This is a genomic window from Streptomyces iranensis (genome assembly GCF_017874715.1).
Taxonomy (GTDB): Bacteria; Actinomycetota; Actinomycetes; order Streptomycetales; family Streptomycetaceae; genus Streptomyces; species Streptomyces iranensis.
In genome coordinates this window covers 98,527-122,728 of record NZ_JAGGLR010000024.1, presented here as the reverse complement: position 1 = coordinate 122,728, position 24,202 = coordinate 98,527, and the positions used below count along the sequence as shown (strand labels likewise).

Below are 24,202 nucleotides of genomic sequence, written 5' to 3'. Positions count from 1 at the left end.
GCTTCGGCGTGTCCGGGGTGGCTTCCGCGTGTCCGGGGCGGCTTCCGCGTGTCCGGGGCCCGCTTCCGCGTGTCGGGAGTGCGGCGCCCGAGCGGGTTCTGCGCCGTTGTCCCGGCAGGCGGACCGATTCCATTGGACCGTGATCGCGGCCTGCCTACGCTCCTCGACCATGAGCGTTCTCAACGATGAGCCGGTCGCCGCGGAGGACACGGCGGTGGTCGAGACGGACATCCTGATCATCGGCGCCGGACCGTCGGGCCTGTACGGCGCGTACTGCGCGGGCTTCCGAGGCTTGCGCGTGGCCGTGATGGATGTGCTGCCCCAGCGGGGCGGCCAGATCAGCGCGATGTATCCGGAGAAGCCCATTTTCGACATCGCCGGATTCGCCTTGGTGCGCGGTCGCGACCTGGTGGACAGCCTGGTGGCGCAGGCCGAGGCACACGGCGCCCGCTATCTCCTCGGCCACCGCGCGGTGGCGCTGGACTACGACGGTGACGGCCTGCCCGTGGTCCGCAGCGACCGGGGGACGGCGGTACGGGCCGGGGCCGTCGTGATCACCGGGGGCGTGGGTACCTTCACCCCCCGTCCGCTCCCGGCCGGGGAGGACTTCCTCGGCCGCGGTCAGGTGTACTTCGTGCCCGACCCGGCCGCCCACGCCGGGCATGACGTGGTGGTCGTCGGCGGTGGCGACAGCGCCTTCGACTGGGCGGCCCTGCTGGCCCCCGTGGCGCGCTCGGTCCGCCTGGTGCACCGCACCGCCCGGTTCCGCGCCCACCGCGCGTCGGTGGAGAAGGTCCGGGCGCTCGGCATCGACCTGCTCACCGACTCCGAGGTCAGCGGCCTGTACGGCGCCGCGCACCTGGAGGAGGTCGAGATCCGCCACCGGACCACCAAGGACACCACGCGCCTCCCGGCACAGACCGTGGTGGCGGCGCTCGGCTTCATCGCGGACCTCGGCCCGCTGCGGGAGTGGGGCCTGACCCTGCAGGCGCGCCGGATCGCCGTGGACACCCGTATGGCCACCAACCTGCCCCGTGTCTTCGCGGCCGGCGACATCACCGACTATCCGGGCAAAGTGCGCCTGATCTCCGTCGGCTTCGGCGAGGCCGCCACGGCCGTCAACAACGCCGCCACGGTCATCGACCCGGAGGCGGCGCTGTTCCCCGGGCATTCCACCGAGAAGGAGAACTGACATGGCCTACGTCATCGGCGCGTCCTGCGTGGACATCATGGACCGGTCCTGCATGGAGGAGTGCCCGGTCGACTGCATCTACGAGGGCGAGCGCAAGCTGTACATCAACCCGGTGGAGTGCATCGACTGCGGCGCCTGCGAGATCGCCTGCCCGGAGCAGGCGATCACCGTGGACCGCAAGGCGGACCCCGAGTACCGCGCCGACAACCGGCGGTTCTTCGAGGAGGCCCTGCCCGGCCGGGACGCCCCGCTGGGCACCCCCGGTGGCGCCGGGGCGGTCGGCCCGCTGGGTGTGGACACGGCCCTGGTGGCGGGCCGGTGAGCGGATCACCGGCCGCGAGATCGGGTTGACCCCCGCCGAATTCCGACCCCTCCCACCATTCCTACCAGGCAAAAAGATATCTATATTGGCCATCCTCAGCACACATGGCGGCCTTGATCGAGGCACCCCGGCAGGCGAGGAGGGCATGTCGTGACGACTGCGGCGGTACCTCGTGGCAACGGCGAGGAAGCCGAGCCGGACGGGCGGTCCCCCAAGTCCGTCCTCGGCAAGGTCGGGCTGATCCTTTCGGCCTTCGGCGACGGCGACCTCTCCCTCAGCCTCACGGAGCTGACGGCGCGCACCGGGGTCGCCAAGGCCACGGTGCACCGGCTGTGCCAGGATCTCGTCTCCAGCGAGCTGCTGGAGCGGGACGGCTCCCACTACCGGCTCGGCCTGCTGCTGTACGCGATCGGCCTGCGCGCGCCCCGGCAGCGCACCCTGCGCCACGCCGCACGGCCGGTGATGGAGAACCTCGCGCAGGCCCTCGACAGCCCCGTGAGCCTGTCCGTGCCGAACGGCACCGACCTGCTGTGCATCGACAACGCCGGCCGCCACCGCAACCGGGCGGGTGCCTCGATCGGCGGACGGCTGCTCCAGCTGCACAGCACGGCCCCGGGAAAACTCACCCTGGCCCTGCTGCCCGACCAGTACCCGCTGGCGCGGCTGACCCCCCATATGCGCCGGATGACCGCCCGCACCCTCACCGCCGACCGGCTCCCGGGCGAACTCGCCCGTATCAAGGAACAGGACTACGCCACCGACTCCGAGGAGCACCGGCTCGGCTATTCCGCCGTGGCCGTGCCCGTGCGCGGGCCACGGGACGGCGCCTATCTGGGCGCGCTGTCGGTCGTCGCCGCCACGGCACGCCACAACGCCCCCCGTACGCTGGCGGCGCTGCGGAACGCCTCGGAGGCCGTCACCACCCGTCTCGCGGTCATCGAGGCGTACCGCACCGAGCCGTAGACCTCAGTCGACGAGCAGCCGGGCTATCCCGCGTTCGCTGAAGACGTCCCCGGTGGCGAGGGCCACCGCCCCGTGCACGGCCGAGGCGGCGCCGAGCCGTGTCGTGGTGATGGTCAGATTCCGGGTGGCCAGCGGCAGGGCGCGCTGGTACACCACGGCGCGCACCCCGGAGAGCAGGTCGTCGCGCAGATCGCTGAGCGGGCCGCCGAGGATCAGGGTGCGGGGGTTGTACATGTAGACGAGCATGGCGGCGAGTTCGCCGATCTCGGTGGCCGCCTGCCGCAGGGCCCGGACGGCGGGCGGGTCGTTGTTCGCGACGCGCTCCGCGAGCTCGTGAACCCCGTGCAGCGGGTCCTCCTCGGTGGACTCGGGGATGTCCAGGGTCCGCAGGACGGCGCGGTGAGAGGCGATGGCGCGCACACAGCCGACGTTGCCGCAGGTGCACAGGGCGGTGCCGCCGCCGAGGGACCGGATGTGGCCGACATCGCCGGCCGCGCCGTCCGCGCCGCGGTAGATCCGGCCCTCCGCGGTGATGAGCCCCGCTCCGATCCCATTGCCGATCTTGAGGCAGAGCACCGGGGTTTCGGTCCTGGCCTGAACGGCCTCGCCGAGGGCCATGAGGTTGGCGTCATTGTCCACCTGGGCGGGGGCCCGGAACCGTGCGCGCAGCCGTTCGGCGACCGGGTAGCCGTCCCAGCCCGGCATGCCGTTGGGCCTGAGCGGGCAACCGCGGTCCCGGTCCACGGGAGCCGGCAGCCCCATCACCACCTGACGCACCCGGTCCGGATCGCGCCCCGACCGTTCCAAGAGGGCGTGCAGCCGATCGCACACCACCTCCAGAACCGATTCCGGCCCCGTGTCGATGCGCACGGTCACCGTGTCCTGGGCGATGAGACGTCCGCCGAGGTCGGCGATCGCGATCCTGGTGTCCAGGGTGTCCACGTCGGCGACGGCGATGGTCCCCGCGTGCGGGCTGAGGGTCAGCAGCCGCGGCGGCCGCCCGCGCACCGATTCGCCGGACTCCAGCTCCTCCAGGATGTCTCGGCCGAGGAGTTGGTCCACCTGCTGGCCGACGGTGGAGCGGGCCAGACCACTGCGCCGCGCGATCTCGGCCCGGTTGGTCGCCTCACCGGCCAACACGAGGTCCAGCACCCTGCGCAGTCCGGCGGGAACCGCGGGCAGCAGCGTCTGATCGGCGGAATAACCGTCACCTTCACGCATTTCCCCAACCTAGCTGTCGTGGATCACCCCGGAACAGCCCTCCTTTAAGACGTTATTAGTTTGCAAGAAAAATTAACAACGGCCCCTTGTTCGGGGTAACCGAACTAAACGAAGGTGTTAGGCGACGCGAACACGCCTTACTCAACGGCTGGAAGCGGGCGGTCCGCTGGCGCCCCCGTTGCCGAAGGCAAGGGCGGTGGACCGCTCGACGCGACACCGCGGGGCCCGGCAAGGCACCACCACACCGCACACGTTCGCGGATCACCGGCAAACCCGACCATCCCCCGCACCACTCCTGGGAGAGGAACCCACGGCCATGGCCAAACAGACCCATCGCATCGGCATCCTGGGCAGCGGCAACATCTTCGGCCGGTATGTCACCGGTCTCGCCCGCTACCCGGAGCTGGAGATCGTGCGGGTGGCCGATATCGATGTGGCACGGGCGAAGCGGGCGGCCGCCGAGCATTCCATCCCGGTCTGGGGTGACGACCGCGAGCTGTACGCCGACGACTCGGTGGACATCGTGGTCAACCTGACTCCGCCGGTACACCACGCCCGTACGATCATCACGGCCCTGGAAGCGGGCAAACACGTCTACGTCGAGAAGCCGCTGGCCACCACGGTCACGGACGGCGAGGCGGTCCTCGCGGCGGCCGCCCGCACCGGGCGTGTCCTCGGATCGGCACCGGACACCTTCCTCGGCAGCGCCGCCCAGACGGCACGCAAGGCGATCGACTCGGGCCGGATCGGAACGCCCATCGGCGCCTCCGCCTTCATCGGGCACAGCAAGGCCGAGACCTGGCACCCGAACCCGGCTTTCCTGTTCCAGCCGGGAGGCGGCCCGGTGATGGACATGGGTCCGTACTACCTGGCCGTCCTCGTCAACTGCCTCGGTCCCGTCTCCACCGTCTCGGCGGCCGCCCGCATAGGCGTGCCCGAGCGCACCGTCACCGCGCCCGAACGGACCGTGGACACCGTCGAGGTCACCATCCCCACCCACACCGGTGCGGTGCTCACCTTCGCCTCCGGTGTCATCGCCACCACCCAGATGAGTTTCGACGTCTGGGACAGCGACCTGCCGTACCTGGAGATCTACGGCAGCGAGGGCACCCTCTCGCTGGCCAACCCGAACCACTTCGACGGCGATGTGCGGCTCCGGCGGCACGGAGACGGCGACTGGACGGTCCTGGAACCGGCCCTGGAGCTCTTCGGCGCCGTCGGCACCCGCGAGCAGGCCCGCCGCGGGCTCGGGGTCCGCGACCTCGCGAACGCCGTCGAGGGCGGCCCGCACCGCGCCAACACCGCCTTCGCCTTCCATGTGCTCGAAGCGCTCCGCGCGTTGGAGGGCTCCGCCCAGCAGGGCCGGTCCGTGACATTGAACAGTTCCTGCGAGCGCCCCCAGCCCCTTTTCACCGTCTGACACCCGCCCGTCCCACCGCCCCGCCCTCAGGGAAAGGACCCCCATGACCATTCGCCACGACAGGATCGCGATCAACCCCCTCCAGTGGATCGCCACCGACGACGGCTGGATCGACCCCGCTCTGGCGCCGCCCCTGCCCGAGCGCCTCAAGGTCATCCACGAGGCCGGCATCGCCGCCGTACACGCGGACGTGCCCGCCGGGATGACGGCCGCCGAATACGGCCGGCTGCTGGACGAGCACGGTCTGGCGCCCGCCCCGGGCTATGTCTCGGGCCCCCTCCCGGAGGACGAGAGCAGCCTGCGCGAACTGCTCGACAAGACCGACCGCATCAGCACCCAGATGGCCGAACTGGGCCTGCCCACGGTCTTCGTGGCCACCGGCATGAACAAGCAGGCCCCCCGTGTGCACCGCCCGGCCGTGGGCGCGGAGGCGACTCCCGAACGGCTGGAGCGGGTGCGCGAGGTGTTCGCCCGCATGGGCGAGACCACCAGGGCGAACGGTGTCGCCGCCGCGTTCCACCCCCACATCGGCACCTGGGCGGAGACCGAGGAGGAGACCCGCTTCATCCTCGACGGCGTGCCCTCGGACGTCCTCTCCTTCGGCCCGGACATCGGCCACCTCGGCTGGACCGGCGCCGATGTCATCGGCCTCATCCGCGACTACGCCGACCGGGTCGCCGCCCTCCACGTCAAGGACTTCCACGCCGAGGTCGCCGAGCGGGGCCGCGCCGAGGGGTGGACGTACCAGAAGACCGTGCTGGCCGGTCTGTGGGCCGAGCCCGGCCACGCCTCGGTCGACATCCCCGCCACCCTCGCCGCCCTGCCCGAGACCTTCGACGGCTGGCTGGTGATCGAGGTCGACCGCGGCGCCCAGGCCACCCCCGAGGAAAGCGTCCGGCTCTGCGGCGAGTGGGCCCGGCGGCAGCGCTGAGCACGGCATCCGAGAGCAGAAGGACGACATGCGAAGAATGGTCATGGCAGGGGTGGCCCTCACCCTCGTGGCCGCGTCGGCGTGCGGCCGCTCCGGCGCCACGGCGTCCGCCACCGGAGACGACACGCTGACGCTGTCCATCGGCAACGCCCACACCGGCTGGGACCTGGCCTCCGCCGCCCTGGGCGACAACATCCAGTACTACGAGCCCGTCTTCGACTCCCTGGTCCGGCTGGACCCCAAGGCCCGTCCCCACCCGAACCTGGCCACCTCCTGGTCCTATGACCGCGACCGCACCGCGCTGACCATGAGGCTCAGAAAGGACGTGAGGTTCACCGACGGCACCGCGCTCGACGCGACCGCCGTACGGAAGAGCCTGCTCCACACCAGGGAAGGCACCAACGAGGCGGCCGGCAAACTGCGCGCCATCGACTCGGTCGAGGTCGTGAACCCCCGGACCGTGGCCATCCACCTGTCGGCACCCGACCCCCAGCTCGTGGTGAACCTCGGCGACCCCTCGGGCATGATCGCCAGTCCCAGGGACCTGACGGCGAAGGGCGGTCCGGTCGGCTCGGGCCCCTACGTCCTGGACAAGGCCGCCACGACCAACGGCAGCACCTACGCCTTCACCCGCAACCCGGACTACTGGAACCCGAAGGCATACCCCTTCGACAAGATCGTCATCAAGAACATCAGCGATCCCACCGCTCGGCTGAACGCCCTGCTCAGCGGGCAGGTCGACTGGGCCCGTATCACCCCGCAGACCGCCCAGTACGCCAAGGGCCGCGGCCTCGAGGTGCGGGCGCACGCCGACAGCGTCGAAGGCCTCTACATCTGGGACCGCACCGGCAGGATCGTGCCCGCCCTGGGCAAGGTGAAGGTGCGCCAGGCCCTGAACCACGCCTTCGACCGGAAGACCATCGTCGAGAAGCTCAACCTCGGCTACGCCACGGCCACCTCGCAAATGGCGACCGCGGGCAGCACCTGGTACGAGAAGTCCCTCGAGAGCGACTACGCCTACGACCCGGCCAAGGCCAGGAAGCTGCTCGCCGAGGCGGGTTATCCACACGGCTTCACCGTCACCATGCCCGACGTCTCCTCCGTCGCGCCGGGCCAGCAGGTCGTCATGGTCCAGGCCCTGGAGGACATCGGCATCAAGGTCAAGGTGGACAAGATCCCGTTCACCCGGCTGTTCACGGCCCTCCAGTCCGGCGAGTACCCGATGTCATGGTTCAAGCTCCAGTCCGGCCAGCCCTGGGACTTCATCCAGTCCGAGCTGGCCAAGGGCGCCGCCTGGAATCCCGCCAAGGACTTCGACCCGAGGCTCAACCGCATGATCGACAAGGCGCAGAGGGCCCGGGGCGCGGCGCAGACCGCGGCGTTCCGCGAGATCAACTCCTACCTTCAGGACAACGCCTTCAACGCGCCCTGGGATGTGCTGGACGCCGTCCAGGGCAACTCCAAGAAGATCGAGGTGACGCCCCGGGCCTTCGTCTCCGCGGTACCGATCTACGACATGGCCCCCGCCGGCTGACGCGGAAGGAAAGAACGCGATGCTGACCTTTCTCGTGCGCCGCGTCGCGGCCGGTCTGGTGCTCCTCTATGTACTCGCGACGACGGCGTTCGCGATGATGAGCCTCACCGGGACCGACGCCGCGCGCAACATCGCCGGCACGATGGCGACGCCGGAGCAAATCACCGCCAAGAGACATGAGTTGGGCCTGGACCGGCCATGGATCAGCCAGTACGGACAGTGGCTGGCCCACGCGGTCCGGGGCGACTTCGGGACCTCCTGGTTCGGCGGTGACTCCGTCTCCGAAAGCCTGGTGCTCAAGGCACCGGTGTCCCTGTCCATCGTGGTCAGCGGACTGCTGCTGGCCACCGTCCTCAGTGCGGTGCTCGGTGTGGCCGCCGCCGTACGACGCGGATGGGTCGACCGGGTGGTCCAGGCGACCGCCATCGTCGGGTACGCGGTACCCAGCTTCCTGATGGCGCTGATGCTCTCCGCCACCTTCGCCGTCCAGCTGGGCTGGCTCCCCGCCACCGGATATGTGCCGCTCGCCTCCTCCCCCTCCGGCTGGCTCCGGTCCATCACCCTCCCCGCCGTCTCGCTCGCCATCGGCGCCATCGCCGCCACCGCCCAGCAGGTGCGCGGGTCGGTCATCGACGTACTGCGCCAGGACTTCGTGCGCACGCTGCGCAGCCGGGGGCTGAGCGAGCGGAGGGTGCTCTTCCGGCATGTGCTGCGCAACGCGGCACCCCCGGCGCTGACCGTGCTCTCCCTCCAGTTCATCTCCCTGGTCGGCGGCGCCGTCGTCATCGAGAAGGTCTTCGGACTCCCCGGAGTGGGCTCCGCCGCGGTGACAGCGACCGTCAATGGCGACACGCCCCTGGTCATGGGCGTCGTGGTCTACCTCGTCCTCATCGTCGTGGCGGTCAATCTGCTGGTGGACCTCGCCTACGGCTGGCTCAACCCGAAGGTGCGTGTCCGATGACGCATTCCGCGACCCGCGATACCCCCGGCACACCCGATTCCGCGCCGGGCACCACCCGCAGACGCGGCCATCCGCTGGGCCGTCTGCTCCGCCATCCGATGGCGGTGGTGTGCCTGGTCCTGCTGGCCCTCATCGTGGCGGCCAGTGTCTGCGCGCCCCTGCTCACCTCGGCCGGCCCCACCCGCGCCACCCTGGCCGACGCCTTCGCCCCGCCCGGTGGCGGCCACCCGCTCGGCGCCGACAGCGTCGGACGGGACGTGCTCGCGCGGCTGCTGTACGGCGGACGGGTCAGCCTGCTCGGCGGGTTCATCGCCGTCGCGGTCGCCCTGCTGATCGGTGTGCCGACCGGGTTGCTCGCCGGCTACTACCGGGGCCGGTCCGACGCCGTCATCAGCTGGCTGGCGAGCCTCGTCATGGCCGCGCCCGCCATCATGGTGCTGCTGGTCTCCATCGCCGCGATCGGCCCCGACACCAACGCGACGATGGCGGTGCTCGGCATCATCCTCGCTCCCGGGGTCTTCCGCCTCGTACGGGCCTCGGTCACCTCGGTGCGCGAGGAACTGTACGTCGACGCCGCCCGGGTCTCCGGACTCGGCGACACCCGTATCGTGCGCCGGCACATCCTGCCGGTGGTGCAGGCACCCACCATCGTCCAGTCGGCGCAGATGTTCGGCGTGGCCGTGGTCATCCAGGCGGGCATCGAGTTCCTCGGCCTCGGCTCGGCCGGGCAGGCCAGCTGGGGCGCGATGCTCAACGACGCGTTCGCCAACCTGTACACCAAGCCCTCCCTGCTGGTGGCCCCGGGTCTGGCGATCGTGATCACCGTGGCGGCACTCGGTCTGCTGGCCAACGCCCTGCGGGACGCGCTCCTGGAGACGGGCGCCCCGGCGGCGCGGCGGCCCGGACGCCCCGGGGCGGCACGGCCCAGCGCTCTCCCGGCGGGCGGTGACGACAGCCTCCTCGCGGTCGAGAACCTGCGGGTGACCTACCCCGCCCGGGACGGCGAGCGCACCGTGGTGGACGGGGTGTCGCTCACCGTACGCCGTGGTGAAGTGGTCGGTCTGGTCGGCGAGTCGGGCTCGGGCAAGGGCCAGACGGCGTTCGCGATCCTCGGACTGCTGCCCCCGGAAGGCCGGAGCGAGGCCGACCGGCTGAGCTTCGACGGCCGCGATCTGCGGGGGCTCGGGCGCAAGGAGCGGAACGCGCTGCGCGGCTGCCGCGTCGCCTACGTCCCCCAGGAGCCGATGTCCAACCTCGACCCGGCCTTCCGCATCGGCACCCAGCTCATCGACCCGATGCGGCGGCATCTGAAGGTGACGGCCCGGGAGGCGCGGGAGAAGGCCCTGGGCCTGCTGGAGCGGGTCGGCATCGCCGAGCCGGAGCGCGTCTACCACGCCTATCCGCACCAGATCTCCGGCGGCATGGCCCAGCGGGTCCTCATCGCGGGCGCCGTGTCCTGCGACCCCGATCTGCTGATCGCGGACGAGCCCACCACGGCGCTGGACGTCACCGTCCAGGCGGACGTCCTCGATCTGCTGCGGGAGTTCCAGCAGGAGCGGCGGATGGGTCTCATCCTGGTGACACACAACTTCGGCGTGGTCGCGGACATCTGCGACCGGGTGGTCGTCATGCGGACCGGCCAGGTCGTCGAAACCGCCCCGGCCGGGCGGCTGTTCGCCGAACCGCGCCACGAGTACACCCGCATGCTGCTGGACTCGACGCTGGAGGACGCCCCGCCCCGCGCCCCACTCCGGCAGGCCCCGGCGACCGGCACGTCCCTCCAGGAGAAGGTATGAACACCACCCCGGCCAATGTGCTGGAAGTCGACGGGCTGGTCGTGGCGTACGCCGTCAAGGGGCGGCGCGCCCAGCCGTTCCGGGCCCTGCACGGTGTCTCCCTGGACATCCGGCCCGGTGAGACGGTGGGGCTGGTCGGCGAATCGGGCTCGGGCAAAACCACGCTCGGGCGCGCGGTGCTCGGACTCGCCCCGGTGGCCGAGGGCGAGATCCGCTATGCGGGCCGGGTGATCTCACGGCTGAGCGCGCGGGAGCGGCGCGCGCTCAGCGCCGAGATCCAGGTCGTCTTCCAGGACCCCTACACCTCGCTGAACCCGGCGATGACGGTGGGCGACATCCTCACTGAGCCCCTGCTGGTCTCGGGCACCGCCCGCGCCTCCGCCGAGGAGCGGGTCCGCGGACTGCTCGACCAGGTGCGGCTGCCGGCCGACGCCGCACACCGGCTGCCCCGGGAGTTCTCCGGCGGTCAGCGCCAGCGCGTGGCGATCGCGCGGGCCCTGTGCCGCGAGCCACGGCTGATCGTGTGCGACGAACCGGTCAGCGCGCTGGACCTGTCCACCCAGGCGCGGGTGCTGGAGCTGTTCGTGGAGATCCAGGAGCGCACGGGTGTCGCCTATTTGTTCATCACCCACGATCTGTCGGTGGTGCGGTGTGTCAGTCATCGCGTGGCCGTGATGCACCGTGGCCGGATCGTGGAGTCGGGCGAGGCGACGGCCGTGACCGGCGACCCGCGGGACCCCTATACGCGACGGCTCATGCTCGCCGCCCCCGTACCGGACCCCGAGCGCCAGCGGGAACGCCGTGAGCGGCGTCGGAGCCTCAAGGCCGCGGCGGCGGAATGAGGAGCATGGACAACGCATACGGATTCACGGCGTACGGCGGCCCCGGCGTGGAGCGCTTCCTGGACCTTCCGCTCCCCTCCCCCGGGCCGGGGGAACTGCTGGTCGAGGTGTATGCGGCAGGTGTCAATCCGGTCGACTGGAAGGTGCGCGAGGGGATGCACCGGTCGTTCCTGCCGCTCGGCCTCCCGGCGGTGTTCGGGCGCGAGGCGGCCGGGGTGGTGGTGGCCCTCGGCCCCGGGGTCGAGGGGTTCGCCGTGGGCGACGCGGTGTTCGGCAGCAGTGCGCGTGGCTGCGGCGGCTATGCCCACCACGCCGTCCTGACCGCCGACTTCACGATCGTCAAGCCGGAGGGGCTGTCGTACACCGACGCGGCGGCGCTCCCCGTGGCGGCGGGGACCGCGTACGACTCCGTGCGCGGACTCGAGGTGACCGCCGGGGAGACCCTGCTGATCCTGGGCGCCGGAGGCGGGGTCGGGGTGGCGGCAGTCCAACTCGCCGCGTCGGAGGGGGTGTCGGTGGTCGGCACCGCGTCCGGTGCGAAGCGGGAGTTCGTGTCGTCCCTGGGCGCCACCGCCGTTCCGTACGACGGTGACGACACCGCGGACCGGCTGGCCGCCGCGCTCCCGAACGGTGCGGACGCCGTACTGGACCTGGTGGGCGGCGACGCCCTGGACACGGTCTCCGGGCTGATGTCCACGGGCTGCCGGGTCCTCACGGTCGCCGACCCGGAGACCGCGGCCCGCTTCGGTGCCCGGCAGCTGTCCCGTGGCAACCGGGCGGAGACCCTGGGCGAACTCGCCCGCCGGGTCCGGGACGGCCGGCTCGACCCCCACGTCCGGCAGGTCTTCCCCTTTGCCGAGGCCCCGGCCGCCCTCCGCGCGATCGAGTCCGGCCACCCGTGGGGAAAGGTGGTGCTGGAGATGCGGACCAGGACTCGATGACCTTCTCACCCAGGTACCAGCGGTGTGGCGTCCAGGCGGTGGAACGCCCGGTTGAAGTAGACGAGGCTCTGCCCGCCCGAGCGGGTGCGGATCTGCTCGATGTCGACGAACAGCACGCTGTGGGAGCCCATGGGGACGGCGTGCGTGATCGTGCCGATGACGCTCACCAGGGCGTCCTCGAGCACCGGCACATCGTGGGTCCGGTCCCAGACGTCCCAGGTGAAGCGCTCGGCCATCGGCACCTTCGTGGCCCCGGCGAAGTGCAGGGCCAGTTCCTGCTGGGCGCCGCCGAGCACATTGACGCAGACCCTTCCGTTGGCCCGGAACACATCGTGCATGGCGCTGCCGCGGTTGACGCAGACCAGAACGGTCGGCGGATCGTCGGTCACGGAGCAGACCGCGCTGACGGTGATGCCACAGCGGCCGTTCGGGCCGTTGGTGGTCAGGATGTTGACGGCTGCCGGGAGATGCGCCATCGCCTCCCGGAACTGGGACGGGTCGGGGGTCACGGCGGGGCCCCTCCTCTGCTGCCTCGTTTTCGGATTCAGTCAAGTGGGCGCGGTGCTCCGGGGGAACGTCAGCGCATGTACAGACCGCCGTTGGCGTCCCAGCACGCGCCGGTGACCGCGTCCGCATGGTCGGCAGCGAGCAGCACGGCCATGTCGGCGATGAACTCCGGACGTCCCAACCGCCCTACGGGGATGGCGCGTTCGAAGGCGTCGATCTTGTCCGGCGAGATGATGTCGCGGACCACCGGCAGGTCCAGGGGGCCCGGGGAGATGGCGTTCACCGTCACCCCGTGCGGCGCGAGTTCGCGGGCGAAGACCTTGGTCAGAGTGGCCACTCCGCCCTTCGCCGCCGCGTAGTGCGCGCCGGTCCCCGTACCGCCGTTCTGGCCGGCGACGGACGCGATGTTGACGATGCGCCCATAGCCCCGTTCGGCGAAGTAGCCGCCGAAGACCTGACAGCCGAAGAAGGCGCCGTTGAGGTTGGTGGACACGACCCGGTCGAAGCTCTCGGGGCTGATGTCCATCACCGATTCGGCCTTGGTCAGTGCGGCGTTGTTGACCAGCACATGGACGGCGCCCCAGCGGTCGACGAGCTGTTCGCGGACGGCCCCGAAGGCGCTCTTCTCGCGCACGTCCAGGGCCAGCCCCACGGTGGCGCGGCCCTCCGGGTCGAGGTCCGCCGCGGCCTGCACCGCGCCCTCCTCGTCCAGGTCGGTGAGGGCGACGCGGTAGCCCTGGCCGTGCAGCCGCCGGGCGATGCACTCGCCCAGGCCACGGGCGGCCCCGGTGACGAGGGCGACGCGGCGGGTCTCCTCGGTCATCGGGTGGCCTCCGGCTCGGGCAGCGGACGGCCGGCGCGCGCCTCGATCTTCATATAGCGCCACAGGCCGTGCTCGCCGACCTGGACGGTGCGGAAGAGGTCGCAGGCGGCGGCGACCGTCGGCTGGTCGGCGACGTCGGCGAGGACGTAGCAGGTCCAGGGCCAGGAGTCGGAGGGGCCGACCATGTGCTGGTCGTCGTCGATGGTGCCCAGGACGGTCACTCCGGGCAGTTCGTACAGCTGCCTCAGCATGGATGTGAAGCCATCCCAGACGATCTTGCTCCGGCCCGTGGGCAGGTCGAAGAAGTTCTGGTTGACGCCGATGCAGAACAGCACGCGCAGGGGCGCCTCGGGAGAAGCGGACATGATGGATTCCTGCCTTTCGGAAGTGGCCGGGCCACAGGTGCCGGGCCACAGGTGCCGGGGCGAAGGTGACCGGGTCAGAGGTAGCCGGGGAAGGGCTGAACGCCCATGAGGACCGCGCCCGCGCCGTCGTACATGCCCTCCTGCAGGAAGGCGTGCTGCGGGACGACCGAGGCATCGCGCAGACAGCGCTCCATGGGATTGCCGTCCGCGATGGCGGCGATGCCACCGAGCTGGTAGGCGGCTCGGACGACCTCGAAGGAGGTCTTCGCGAGGTGGGCGGAGGCGAGCCGCAGCGAGCTGGCCTGTCGGGCGCTCGCCGGGTCCCCCGCCGTCACGGTGGCCCATACCTCCTCGGTGGTTTCGTAGAAGTAGGCCCGCGCGGAACGGAGTTGGGCCTCGGCCTGGCCGACCGCGATGCGATAGGTGGCACGCTCGGCGGGGACCGGGGCGCCCGTGTAGCTCGCGCGTCCGCCCTGGGCGATGACGTGGTCGAGCGCGGCCCGCGCCACCCCGAGGCCGACGACGGCCAGCACCTGGGCGGCGTAGGGGACGGACGGGTAGCGGTAGAGCGGTTCGTCCACGGTGGGCTCGCCGCCGCGGACGAACGTCCACTCGTCGGGGACGACGGCCCCGTCCACCACCAGATCGTGGCTTCCGGTGCCGCGCATCCCGATGACGTTCCAGTTCTCGACGATCTCCACCTGCTCGGGCCGCAGCACGGCGGTGAGCGGACAGCCGCCCCCGTCCTCCCCGCCCTTGATGCCCACGCCGAGCACGTCCGCGCCCAGGCAGCCGCTGGCGAACCTCCAGCGGCCGGAGACCCGGTGGCCACCCGGAACCCGCTCGGCGGGCCGCACCGGGAACAGTCCGCCGGCGAAGACCAGATCGGGCCCGTCGGCGTACAGCCCGGCCTGGGTCTGAAGCGGAAGCGCGGCCAGGTAGATCAGGGACGAGCCGAAGCTGGCGACCCAGCCTGCCGAGCCGTCGACGACCGCGATCCGTTCGATGAGCCGGAGGAATTCGGCGGGCGGCAGGGCGTCTCCGCCGAATTTCTTCGGTGTGCTCGCCCGGTAGATTCCCGCGTTCTTGAATTCCTCGATCACATCCCGCGGAACATGCCTCTTCTCATCGAATTCGGCACGCCGCCGTTCGACCACGTCCAGCACCCGGTCGAAGGCCGCTCCGGAGGCCGACCGCCCTGCGGCCGCCGCCTTGGCGGCATCCAGCGTCTGCGTCATGAGCGAATCCCCTCGCATTGCCGGGCGCTTGTCCCGCCCGCCTTGTCATCACGCTAGGCGTGGCCGCTCATGGGCCTCAATTGGGCGTTGGATTCATCGCGTAGGGGATTTCCCCTATGCAGGAGTACCAACTACCGGCCGGGAACGGCCATGGGCAGCGTGAAACGGAAGGCCGCGCCGCGCGGCTGGTTCGCTCCGGCCTCCATCCGGCCGCCGTGACGGGTGATGATGCGGTGGCTGAGGGCGAGGCCGATGCCGCTGCCGTTCTCCTTCGAGGTGAAGACACCGTCGAAGAGCCGGTCCCCGGGCGGCGGTCCGTTCCCCCGGTCCCGGACCTCCAGCACGGCGGATCCGTCCCCGCCCCGCCGGGTGGTGACCCGCACCTCTCGTTCCGCCTCCGGCCAGTCGGCCATCTCGTCCACCGCGTTGAAGGCGAGGTTCATCACGACCTGCCCGATGAGTACGTTCTCGCACAGCACCGGCAGCGGCTCGCCGGTGAGGTCGTACTCGACGGCCACCGCGTGCTCCCGGGCCCTGAGCTCGATGAAGTACGCGCAGTCGCGCACGATCGCGTTGAGGTCGGTCCGTTGCTCGGACTGCTCCAGGCGGCCGACATAACCGCGCAGGCTGCCGAGGATCCGCCGGGCCCGCTCGATCTGCCGGACGGCGTTGTCCAGTCCCCAGGCCACGGCCTCGTCGCCGTCTCCGAGCCGGCCGCGGGCCCCCTCCACGAAGTTGTAGGCGGCCGCGAGCGGCTGGCTCACCTCGTGCGCGATCGCCATCGCCATGTCGCCCATGGCGTTGTTGCGGGCCAGGTGGTTCAGGCGCTGGGTGTCACGGCGGTGCTCCTCCTCGGCGCGGACCCGGTCGGTGATGTCGTAGAAGAGCAGCATCCGGCCGTGCAGATCGCTCTCGATCTCGATGTACTGGCAGGTGGCCGCGTACCAGCGGGGCTCGTCGCCGGGTGCGGCGAACCGGTAGCGGCCCTCGCGGTCGGGTACGGGTCCGTCGTGGCAGTAGCCGGCGAAGTCCGCCCCGTGGAGATCGCCGCCGAGCAGCCTGGCCGCGGATTCGCTGGCGAAGACCACCCGGTCGGCGTCGTCGAGGACGACGATCCCCTCGGCCAGGCCGCTCAGAAAGGCCCGCAGCCTGCTCTCGGTGCGGGACAGATCGCGCCGGACCGCCTTCTCCTCGGCGATGTCCCGGAACTGGACCATCACCACGGTCCGTGCCGGCAGGGCGACACGGATGGCGATCGCCTCGGTGAGGATCTCCTCGCCGCTCCGGGAGCGATAGCACCACTCGGTGGCGCTGATGCCGTGCCGCGCCGCGTGCCCGAGCCAGCGGTGCCCGAGTTCACGGCTGTACTGCCGGGCGTTCTTGCTCATGTCCGGTGCCTTGAGGGGCTTCAGCTCATCGACGGTCCAGCCGAGCAGTTCGCAGGCCGCCCGGTTGGCCCAGAGGATCTCGTACGTCCGGGCGTCGTGCAGCAGGACGCAGTACTTCAGGGCCTCCATCAACGTCCGGAAGCCCGCGGCGGGAAGACGGCCCGTGGCGGTGTCCCTCATCGCTCCGCCGGGGGCCGCAGCCCCAGCCGGAGGATGTCGTGCACGAGGGTCGCGATGGTCTCGGCGCCGGTCTTCTCCCGGATCCGGGCGCGGTGCACATCGACGGTCTTGGCGCTGATGCCGAGCCGGGTGGCGATGCGCTTGTTGGGCACGCCGTCGACGGACAGTGCGAGCACCTCCCGTTCACGGGCGGTCAGCCGGTCCAGGCCGGCCCGCAGTTCCCGCTGGACGGCGACCCGCTCGAAGCGTTCCCGCGCGGTGCGCCGCGCGGCCTGCACGACGTCCAGCATGTGCTGGGGCTCGTAGGGCTTCTCGAGGAAGTCGACCGCGCCGTTCTGCAGGGCGCGTACGGACATCCGGATGTCGCCGTGCGCGGAGACGAAGACGACGGGCATCGGCGTGCCCGTCTCGTTCAGCAGCTGCTGTACGTCGAACCCGCTCAGCTCGGGCATGCGGACGTCGAGGACCAGGCAGGCGGGACGGTCACGGTCGTAGGAGCGCAGGAAGGTCCGGGCGTCGTGGAAGCGCTCGGAGCGGATGCCGACCGACTCGAGGAGCCAGGCGAGCGATTCGCTCAGCTCCTCGTCGTCGTCCAGGATGTAGACGAGGGACATCTCAGTCGGCCCGCCGGTGGACCCGGTCGAGTCCCCGGGTGCGGAAGGTCATGAGGCGGCCTCCTTCAGCCGTTCGGCCCGGCGCCGCGCCTGGCGGTCGGGGTCCGGCACCGGCGCCGCGAGCAACAGCCGCCGCGTATAGGCGTGTTCCGGTGCCTCGGTGACCTGGGCGGCGGCTCCCGTCTCCACGATGTCGCCACGGTACAGCACGGCCACCCGGTGGCTGATGTGCCGGACCACGGACAGGTCATGGGTGACGAACAGATACGCCACGCCCGTGGCCTCCTGGATCTCGGTGAACAGGTCGAGCACCCGGGCCTGCGTCGTCAGGTCGAGGGCGCTGACCGGTTCATCGCAGACGATCAGCCTGGGGTCCCGGCACAGGGCGCGCGCGATGGCGATCCGCTGGCGCCGGCCGCCGGAGAACTCCCGGGGCAGCCGGTGCACCGCAGCATCATCCTGGCCGGTCCGTTGAGCGAACTCCGCGACGACCTGGTCTCCGCCGTACGAGCCGTCGTGTACCAGCGCGCCCTCCCCCTGGCCACCCGCAAACTGACCATCACCGCGACACAGCTCAAGGGCGGTTCCGGGCTCCACGGCGGCATCGCCCTCGCCACCCAGGATGTCTTCGGGCCGGCGGGCATCGTACGGCTGCTGGCCGACATGTCCGGAACGGGCGAGTAGGCGGACCGCTTCCGGACGGGTCCGGAAGCGGGACCGTTGTGGTGGCGGGTGTCAGACCACCGGGGCGGGGTAGGTCGGGTACTCCACCCCGGAGACGTACTGGACGACGCGGATGACCTGGCAGGAGTAGCCGAACTCGTTGTCGTACCAGAGGTAGAGGATCGCGTTGTCGCCCTCGACCTTGGTGGCGCCCGCGTCGACGATCGAGGCGTGGCGCGAGCCGATGAAGTCGTTGGAGACCGCGTCGGGGGCGCTGATGAAGTCGATCTGGCGCTTGAGCGGCGAGGTCAGGGACACATCGCGGAGATAATCCAGGACTTCCTCGCGGGTGGTCTCGCGCTCGAGCTGCAGATTGAGGATCGCGATCGAGACGTCCGGCACCGGAACGCGGATCGAGCTGCCGGTGATCTTCGCCTTGAGGTCGGGCAGGGCCTTCGCCACGGCGGAGGCGGCACCGGTCTCGGTGATGACCATGTTGAGCGGCGCGGAGCGGCCACGGCGGTCGGACTTGTGGTAGTTGTCCAGCAGGTTCTGGTCGTTGGTGAACGAGTGGACGGTCTCCACATGGCCGCGCAGCACGCCGTACTCGTCCGCCATCGCCTTCAGCGGCGGGACGATCGCGTTGGTGGTGCACGAGGCGCAGGACAGGATCTGCTCGTCCGGCTTGATCGTGTCGTGGTTGACGCCATGGACGACGTTGGGGACATCGCCCTTGCCCGGCGCGGTCAGCACCACCTTGTCGATACCGGGGCGCAGATGCCTGGACAGCCCTTCGCGGTCGCGCCACTTGCCGGTGTTGTCGATGAGGATGGCGTCCTTGATGCCGTACGCCGTGTAGTCCACCGACGTCGGGTCGTCGGCGTAGATCACCTTGATCTCGTTGCCATTGGCGATGATCTTGCCGTTCGTCTCGTCCACGGTGATCGTGCCCTGGAACTGGCCGTGGATGGAGTCGCGGCGCAGCAGCGAGGCCCGCTTGACGAGATCCTCACCGGCCCGCCCGCCGCTCCCGCGGACGACGATGGCCCGCAGCCGCAGCCCGTTGCCGGACCCGGCCTTCTCGATGAGCAGCCGGGCGACCAGCCGCCCGATCCGCCCGAACCCGTAGAGGACGACATCGCGCCCCTCACGGCACTCGATCTTGTTGGCGCCGGTGGCCCCGGCGACGGCCCCGGCGGTGAACTCCTCCACGGAGAGACCGCGGTCATCGGCCCGGTGCGTCTCGGCGAGCATGCCGATGTCGATCTGGGAGGGGCCGAGATCCAGCGCGGTGAGCGCCCGCAGGAACGGCAGAGTGTCGGTGACCGAGAGCTCCGCACCGGCGATCTGACGGGCGAATCGGTGGGTCTTCAGGATGCTGACGACCGACTTGTTCACCAAGGAGCGGCTGTGCAGCAGGACCGTGACGTCCCGCTCCCGATGCAGCTTCCCGATGAGGGGGATCATCGACTCCGCGATCTCCTCGCGGTGCTTCCAGTTGGTGAACGAGTCCTCGTTGAGAGTCACAAGTTTATCTTTCGAGCTAGGTGGCGCTCATATGCTAGCTCCCCAGGTCATGGGGGTCGTCGGCGCCCCCAACCATCCGCACCACGCGGGCTCTCGGCGCGGCTCCCACATGCTTGCCGAACGACACGCGAGCTCTTTAACCCCGGCCACCACCCATGTGCCGCGACCCATCACGGAGGGCCGGGGCCGGCACGGAGCCGTTCCTCCTCCTTCGTATACCGCCGGTCATTCCTCGATGAATTACGACGCGGATATCAGCCGTAAAATAGTGACTTAGTGGGCGTCGTTTTTCGGACAGCACGCATGACGAAACTTACCATTAACAGGAATTTACCAGTGAGAAATACCACTCCCCCGGAGATCAGCTCCCGGTAGCGATCCCCCTCCGGAGAGGTAGATGGTTTTCACAGGCAACCATCTCCCGCTGAGTGAAAGGGATGATCACTGTGTGCGGCATCACCGGCTGGGTCTCCTACCGTCGCGATCTGACCTCCCACCGCCACGTCCTCGACACCATGACGGAGACGATGGCCTGCCGGGGCCCGGACGCGGCCGGAGCGTGGGTGACCGGCAGGGCGGCGCTCGGGCACCGGAGGCTGGCCGTCATCGACCTGCCCGGCGGGGCGCAGCCCATGGTGGTCGACACGGCCGACGGCCCCGTGAGCATGGTCTACTCCGGTGAGGCGTACAACTTCACCGAGCTGCGCGACGAACTGCGCCGCAGGGGCCACGGCTTCACCACCGACTCCGACACCGAGGTCGTCCTGCGCGGCTATGTCGAATGGGGCGAATCCCTCACCGAGAAGTTGAACGGCATGTATGCCTTCGCCATCTGGGACTCCCGCACCGAGAAACTGGTGATGATCCGGGACCGGATGGGCATAAAGCCGTTCTACTACTACGAGACCGACGACGGCGTCCTCTTCGGATCCGAGCCCAAGGCCATCCTCGCCAATCCGCTCGCCGCCCCCGAGGTCGGTCTGGACGGGCTGCGGGAGATCTTCTCCTTCGCCAAGACCCCGGGCCATGCGATCTGGAAGGGCATGAAGGAGCTGCGCCCCGGCCACATCGCCGTCGTCGACCGCAATGGACTCCGCGAGCAGGCGTACTGGCGGCTGGAGGTCTCCGAGCACACCGATGGTCAGGAGGCGACCGTCGCCCATGTGCGGGAGCTCCTGGAGGACATCATCGCCCGTCAGCTCGTCTCCGACGTGCCCCGCTGCACCCTGCTCTCCGGGGGGCTCGACTCCTCGGCGATGACCTCGCTGGCCGCCCGCAAGCTCGGTGAACACGGCGAAACCGTCCGCAGCTTCGCCGTGGACTTCCCCGGGCAGGCGGAGAACTTCCGCGCGATCGACGTGGCGCCCAGCATCGACACGCCGTATGTGCACGCCGTGGCCGAGCATGTGAAATGCGACCACCGGGACATCGTGCTCGACGGCTCCGCCCTGTCCGACCCGGCCGTCAGGCGGGCGGCCATCGCGGCGAGGGATCTGCCCATCGGGCTCGGCGACCGGGACAACTCCCTCTATCTGCTGTTCAAGGCCGTTCGCGAACAGTCGACCGTGGCCCTGTCGGGCGAGTCGGCCGATGAGGTCTTCGGCGGCTACCCGTGGTTCCACGACGAGCGGCGCGAGGCCGACACCTTTCCCTGGCTCGCCGGAGGACTGACGCTCGGCGAGACCAAGGATCTGCTGTCCCAGGACCTCACCGAGAAGCTCGACCTGGACACCTACCTGCGCGACCACTACCTCAGCGCCCTGGACGAAGTCCCGCTCAAGGACGGAGAGACCGGTCTGGAGAAGCGCATGCGGCAGGTCTGCTATCTGCACCTCACCCGCATGGTCAACACCCTGCTCGACCGCAAGGACCGGATGAGCATGGCCGTCGGCCTCGAGGTCAGGGTGCCGTTCTGCGACCACCGCCTCGTCTCCTATGTCTTCAACACCCCCTGGTCGCTGAAGACATTCGACGGGCGGGAGAAGAGCATCCTGCGCGAGGCCACCCGCGATGTGCTGCCCGAGTCCGTGGCCAACCGTAAGAAGAGTGGTTACCCCGCCAGCTTCGACCCCGCCTATCTCGCCGCCATCAGGCGGCAGGCGGGCGACCTCATCACCTCCGGACACCCGGCCCTCGAACTGTGCCGCACCGAGACGCTGAGGGATGCGCTCGACGCACCGGCGGAGGTCATCACCACTCAGCAGCGCACCACCATCGAACGCGCCCTCGACCTGGCGGCATGGTTCGACCTGCGCAAGCCCATCATCGCGGTCGACTGACGCCCGCGGGCCGACCGCGGCACACATCACACATCGCGCAATTCACCCATCACACCTCACGAGGGACGGGCACCCGGGCCACCGGGTGCCCGTCCCTCGTCCCGTGGCCGGCCGACCCCGCCGGTTCCACCCGGCGCCGCCGTGAGATAGCGGGTGATCATCGCGACCAGTTCGTTCTCCAGCCGCTTGGTGTCGATGGGGTCGGGCGCCGCGATGAGCTGGTGGACGAGGAGCTCGACCGCGGACACCACGAGCCGGGCGGCGACGTAGGTGTCCTCGACCCGGACCTCGGGATGGCGCTCGAGCAACTCCTGGGTGTAGGCGACCCGTTCCCGCTGATGCCGGGCGACCTTCTCGAGCAACTCGGGTGACCGTGGCCCGTGTTCCATCATGACGCGGAGCAGCTGCGGGTCGTCCAGATGGTTGGCGATCACGGGGCGCGCGAAACCACGGATGATCTCTTCCATGGACTCCGGTTCGTCCTCGTCCTGGCGGCGCCTGATGGCGTCGCCCCCGGTGTCGAGGTGACGGATCAGCAACTCGGCCAGGATCACGTCCTTGTTCGGATAGTACTGATACAGCGAACCGATCGAGATCCGGGCGCGCTCGGCGATGCGATTGGTGGTCCCGGCGGCATAGCCGTACTCGGCGAAAATGTGAGCAGCGGCGGTGAGGATGCGCTGCCGGGTGAGCTCGGCCCGCGCCTGGCGTGGCTGCTTACGTGGCTGAAGTCCGCGACGGCCGGTCGTCATGACACCTCCTGCACAGCGCCCGTGAAAGCGAGTGGCGCGAGACCTGAGTAATTGCTCACAATAGTGCCATGAACTGCGGCGGAGCGGTGAGCCACCGTCGTCGGCAGGGAGGCGGGAGGCGACCGGCACGGACCCCGCGCCCTCCGCTCCCCCCCCTCCCGGAAGGAGTCCTCATGACGCAGACCAGCAAACGCCCCCGGCGGTTGTCGCCGGCCGAGGTCCACGCCCTGCTCGGGGAGCCCGAAGCCATGGTCAAGGCCAAGGTCCAGGACCATATCGACGAGTACTTCCGCCTCTTCATCGCGCACTCCCCCTTCCTGTCCATGGCCACGGCGGACGCGGAGGGGCGCGCCGACTGCTCCCCCCGCGGCGACTACCCGGGGTTCGTGAAGGTCCTCGACGACCACACGCTCGCGATTCCCGACCGCCCCGGCAACAAGATCGCCGACTCCTTCCGCAACCTCGCCGAGAACGACGGGATCGGGCTGCTCTTCCTCATCCCCGGGCTGCGGGAGACCTTGCGGATCAACGGCCGCGCCTACCCCACCGACGACCCCGATGTGCTCGCCCGGATGCAGACCGAGGCCAAGGATCCGGTGCTGGCGATCGTCGTCGAGGTGGCGGAGGCGTACTTCCACTGCGGTCGCGCGCTCATCCGCTCCCGGCTGTGGGATCCCGCGAGCCAGGCCCTCGCCGACGAGATCCCGTCGGTCGGCGAGATCGCCACCGCCCAATTCGGGATGGACATCGACCCGATGGCGCTCACCCACGCTCTCGAAGAGGGCTACCGGAAACTCTACTGACCACGGCACAAGGTGAATCAACGATGCAACAGACCGTCGTCGACCACATCGAGCAGGTCGCCGAAGACGTCGTCTCCCTCGTCCTGCGGGGCGCCACCGGCCCGCTGGCGCCCTGGGAGCCGGGCGCCCATATCGACCTGGCGCTGCCGAACTGGCTGACCCGGCAGTACTCGCTGTGCGGAGACCCGGCGGACCGGGAGTCCTATCGCGTCGCCGTACGCAACGACCGCCTCAGCCGCGGTGGTTCGGAGTACATCCACCGGTTCCTGCGCCGGGGCCGCACCCTCGATGTGTCGCTGCCGCGGAACCACTTCCCGCTGCTCCCCGCGCCGGAGTACCTCTTCCTCGCCGGCGGGATCGGCATCACCCCGATCCTGCCGATGCTGCGGGCGGCGGCCGCGTCGGACGTCCCGGCGTCGCTCGTGTACCTGGGGCAGTCGGTGGCGTCCATGCCCTTCGTCGACGAACTGCGCTCCTCCTACGGCGATCGGGTGCGGATCGTCGCCACGCGACAGCAGGGCAGGCCGGACTTCGCGGCGCTGGCATCCGCGCTGAGCCCCGGTGCCGTGGTCTACGCCTGCGGCCCCGGACCGATGCTCGCCGCGGCGGAGGACGCGTTCCCCTCGGGGCGGCTGTACGCGGAGCGGTTCCGCCCGGCGCCCAGGACGTTCGCGCCCAACACGGCGTTCGAGGCGGTGTGTGCCCGGTCGGGGCGGACGGTTCAGGTGCCCGACGACGAATCGCTGCTGGACGCCCTGACCCACGCCGGATTTCCCGTGGCGTCCGGATGCCGTGAAGGCGTCTGCGGCACCTGCGAAGTGGCCGTGCTCGACGGCGAACCCGAGCACCGGGACGACATCGGCGCCCCCGCGGGCCGGATGTACGCCTGTGTGTCCCGCGCCCTGTCCCCGCGGCTCGTCGTGGACCTGTGACCAGGCGG

General features: G+C 70.3%; 23 protein-coding genes and 1 pseudogene. 14 read left to right on the top strand and 10 right to left on the bottom strand.

Annotation, left to right across the window (positions count from 1 at the left end):
• Nucleotides 1–169: 169 nt before the first annotated feature.
• The 3 genes from J2Z30_RS36505 to J2Z30_RS36495 all read left to right on the top strand — a co-directional run bounded on the left by J2Z30_RS36505 (nucleotide 170) and on the right by J2Z30_RS36495 (nucleotide 2,477).
• Entirely contained in the window at nucleotides 170–1,192 is a 1,023-nt protein-coding gene (locus tag J2Z30_RS36505) for an NAD(P)/FAD-dependent oxidoreductase (protein ID WP_044567369.1), read from the top strand.
• Nucleotide 1,193: 1 nt separating this feature from the next.
• Complete coding sequence (locus J2Z30_RS36500) at nucleotides 1,194–1,514, top strand: ferredoxin family protein (RefSeq protein WP_044567370.1); 321 nt, start codon at nucleotides 1,194–1,196, stop codon at nucleotides 1,512–1,514.
• A gap of 150 nt (nucleotides 1,515–1,664) precedes the next feature.
• Nucleotides 1,665–2,477: an IclR family transcriptional regulator gene (locus J2Z30_RS36495; protein ID WP_044567372.1), complete on the top strand. Its 813-nt coding sequence runs from the start codon at nucleotides 1,665–1,667 to the stop codon at nucleotides 2,475–2,477.
• 3 nt (nucleotides 2,478–2,480) lie between these two features.
• Here J2Z30_RS36495 and J2Z30_RS36490 read toward each other — a convergent pair whose 3' ends face one another.
• Nucleotides 2,481–3,698, bottom strand: coding sequence for an ROK family transcriptional regulator (locus tag J2Z30_RS36490; protein WP_044567373.1), 1,218 nt, complete (start codon nucleotides 3,696–3,698; stop codon nucleotides 2,481–2,483).
• Between the two features lie 316 nt (nucleotides 3,699–4,014).
• On the opposite strand from J2Z30_RS36490, the gene J2Z30_RS36485 reads away from it, so the two are divergent.
• Genes J2Z30_RS36485 through J2Z30_RS36455 form a run of 7 tightly spaced genes read left to right on the top strand, consistent with a single transcriptional unit; the run spans nucleotide 4,015 to nucleotide 12,123 of the window.
• Nucleotides 4,015–5,118: a Gfo/Idh/MocA family protein gene (locus J2Z30_RS36485; protein ID WP_044567375.1), complete on the top strand. Its 1,104-nt coding sequence runs from the start codon at nucleotides 4,015–4,017 to the stop codon at nucleotides 5,116–5,118.
• A gap of 43 nt (nucleotides 5,119–5,161) precedes the next feature.
• The gene (locus J2Z30_RS36480; protein ID WP_044567377.1) at nucleotides 5,162–6,049 is read left to right on the top strand and encodes a sugar phosphate isomerase/epimerase family protein; all 888 of its coding nucleotides are present in this window, start codon (nucleotides 5,162–5,164) and stop codon (nucleotides 6,047–6,049) included.
• Between the two features lie 28 nt (nucleotides 6,050–6,077).
• On the top strand, nucleotides 6,078–7,583 hold the full coding sequence (locus tag J2Z30_RS36475) for an ABC transporter substrate-binding protein (RefSeq protein ID WP_044567379.1): 1,506 nt from the start codon (nucleotides 6,078–6,080) through the stop codon (nucleotides 7,581–7,583).
• A 19-nt stretch (nucleotides 7,584–7,602) separates the two neighbouring features.
• On the top strand, nucleotides 7,603–8,544 hold the full coding sequence (locus J2Z30_RS36470) for an ABC transporter permease (protein WP_044567380.1): 942 nt from the start codon (nucleotides 7,603–7,605) through the stop codon (nucleotides 8,542–8,544).
• The gene (locus J2Z30_RS36465) at nucleotides 8,541–10,340 is read left to right on the top strand and encodes a dipeptide/oligopeptide/nickel ABC transporter permease/ATP-binding protein (RefSeq protein WP_044567382.1); all 1,800 of its coding nucleotides are present in this window, start codon (nucleotides 8,541–8,543) and stop codon (nucleotides 10,338–10,340) included. Before J2Z30_RS36470 ends, J2Z30_RS36465 begins: the two co-directional genes overlap by 4 nt.
• Nucleotides 10,337–11,182, top strand: coding sequence for an ATP-binding cassette domain-containing protein (locus tag J2Z30_RS36460; RefSeq protein ID WP_044567384.1), 846 nt, complete (start codon nucleotides 10,337–10,339; stop codon nucleotides 11,180–11,182). The genes J2Z30_RS36465 and J2Z30_RS36460 overlap by 4 nt, the downstream gene beginning before the upstream one ends.
• A 5-nt stretch (nucleotides 11,183–11,187) precedes the next feature.
• Complete coding sequence (locus tag J2Z30_RS36455) at nucleotides 11,188–12,123, top strand: NADP-dependent oxidoreductase (RefSeq protein ID WP_044567385.1); 936 nt, start codon at nucleotides 11,188–11,190, stop codon at nucleotides 12,121–12,123.
• A gap of 5 nt (nucleotides 12,124–12,128) precedes the next feature.
• On the opposite strand, the gene J2Z30_RS36450 is transcribed toward J2Z30_RS36455, so the two are convergent.
• The 7 genes and pseudogenes from J2Z30_RS36450 to J2Z30_RS36420 form a co-directional block, all read right to left on the bottom strand.
• Nucleotides 12,129–12,632, bottom strand: coding sequence for a flavin reductase (locus J2Z30_RS36450; RefSeq protein ID WP_308280214.1), 504 nt, complete (start codon nucleotides 12,630–12,632; stop codon nucleotides 12,129–12,131).
• A gap of 68 nt (nucleotides 12,633–12,700) precedes the next feature.
• Nucleotides 12,701–13,453: an SDR family NAD(P)-dependent oxidoreductase gene (locus J2Z30_RS36445; protein WP_044567388.1), complete on the bottom strand. Its 753-nt coding sequence runs from the start codon at nucleotides 13,451–13,453 to the stop codon at nucleotides 12,701–12,703.
• On the bottom strand, nucleotides 13,450–13,818 hold the full coding sequence (locus J2Z30_RS36440) for a hypothetical protein (protein ID WP_044567389.1): 369 nt from the start codon (nucleotides 13,816–13,818) through the stop codon (nucleotides 13,450–13,452). The genes J2Z30_RS36445 and J2Z30_RS36440 overlap by 4 nt, the downstream gene beginning before the upstream one ends.
• A gap of 74 nt (nucleotides 13,819–13,892) precedes the next feature.
• The gene (locus J2Z30_RS36435; RefSeq protein WP_044567391.1) at nucleotides 13,893–15,056 is read right to left on the bottom strand and encodes an acyl-CoA dehydrogenase family protein; all 1,164 of its coding nucleotides are present in this window, start codon (nucleotides 15,054–15,056) and stop codon (nucleotides 13,893–13,895) included.
• A gap of 131 nt (nucleotides 15,057–15,187) precedes the next feature.
• Nucleotides 15,188–16,624, bottom strand: a complete 1,437-nt coding sequence (locus J2Z30_RS36430; RefSeq protein ID WP_044567393.1) for a PAS domain-containing sensor histidine kinase — start codon at nucleotides 16,622–16,624, stop codon at nucleotides 15,188–15,190.
• Nucleotides 16,621–17,238 carry a response regulator transcription factor gene (locus J2Z30_RS36425; protein ID WP_044567394.1) on the bottom strand — a complete coding sequence of 206 codons (618 nt, stop codon included), beginning with the start codon at nucleotides 17,236–17,238 and terminating at the stop codon, nucleotides 16,621–16,623. Before J2Z30_RS36425 ends, J2Z30_RS36430 begins: the two co-directional genes overlap by 4 nt.
• Before the next feature lie 48 nt (nucleotides 17,239–17,286).
• Nucleotides 17,287–17,688 (bottom strand): annotated as a pseudogene (locus tag J2Z30_RS36420) (ATP-binding cassette domain-containing protein); the annotation flags it as partial.
• Here J2Z30_RS36420 and J2Z30_RS36415 point away from each other — a divergent pair.
• Nucleotides 17,680–17,922 (top strand): hypothetical protein, encoded by a 243-nt coding sequence (locus J2Z30_RS36415; RefSeq protein WP_052701175.1) that lies wholly within the window; start codon nucleotides 17,680–17,682, stop codon nucleotides 17,920–17,922. The pseudogene J2Z30_RS36420 and the gene J2Z30_RS36415 sit on opposite strands and share 9 nt — an antisense overlap.
• 51 nt (nucleotides 17,923–17,973) lie before the next feature.
• Here J2Z30_RS36415 and J2Z30_RS36410 read toward each other — a convergent pair whose 3' ends face one another.
• On the bottom strand, nucleotides 17,974–19,428 hold the full coding sequence (locus J2Z30_RS36410) for a glyceraldehyde-3-phosphate dehydrogenase (protein ID WP_044567396.1): 1,455 nt from the start codon (nucleotides 19,426–19,428) through the stop codon (nucleotides 17,974–17,976).
• Between the two features lie 446 nt (nucleotides 19,429–19,874).
• Between J2Z30_RS36410 and asnB the strand changes: the two genes are divergently transcribed.
• Complete coding sequence (gene asnB, locus J2Z30_RS36405; protein WP_044580824.1) at nucleotides 19,875–21,707, top strand: asparagine synthase (glutamine-hydrolyzing); 1,833 nt, start codon at nucleotides 19,875–19,877, stop codon at nucleotides 21,705–21,707.
• Between the two features lie 56 nt (nucleotides 21,708–21,763).
• On the opposite strand, the gene J2Z30_RS36400 is transcribed toward asnB, so the two are convergent.
• The gene (locus J2Z30_RS36400) at nucleotides 21,764–22,459 is read right to left on the bottom strand and encodes a TetR/AcrR family transcriptional regulator (protein WP_078956454.1); all 696 of its coding nucleotides are present in this window, start codon (nucleotides 22,457–22,459) and stop codon (nucleotides 21,764–21,766) included.
• A 173-nt stretch (nucleotides 22,460–22,632) separates the two neighbouring features.
• Here J2Z30_RS36400 and J2Z30_RS36395 point away from each other — a divergent pair, with 173 nt between their 5' ends.
• Together J2Z30_RS36395 and J2Z30_RS36390 are read left to right on the top strand one after the other, a co-directional pair.
• Complete coding sequence (locus J2Z30_RS36395; protein WP_044567398.1) at nucleotides 22,633–23,262, top strand: MSMEG_1061 family FMN-dependent PPOX-type flavoprotein; 630 nt, start codon at nucleotides 22,633–22,635, stop codon at nucleotides 23,260–23,262.
• Between the two features lie 23 nt (nucleotides 23,263–23,285).
• Nucleotides 23,286–24,194 (top strand): PDR/VanB family oxidoreductase, encoded by a 909-nt coding sequence (locus tag J2Z30_RS36390; RefSeq protein ID WP_044567400.1) that lies wholly within the window; start codon nucleotides 23,286–23,288, stop codon nucleotides 24,192–24,194.
• The last annotated feature ends 8 nt before the right edge of the window (nucleotides 24,195–24,202 follow it).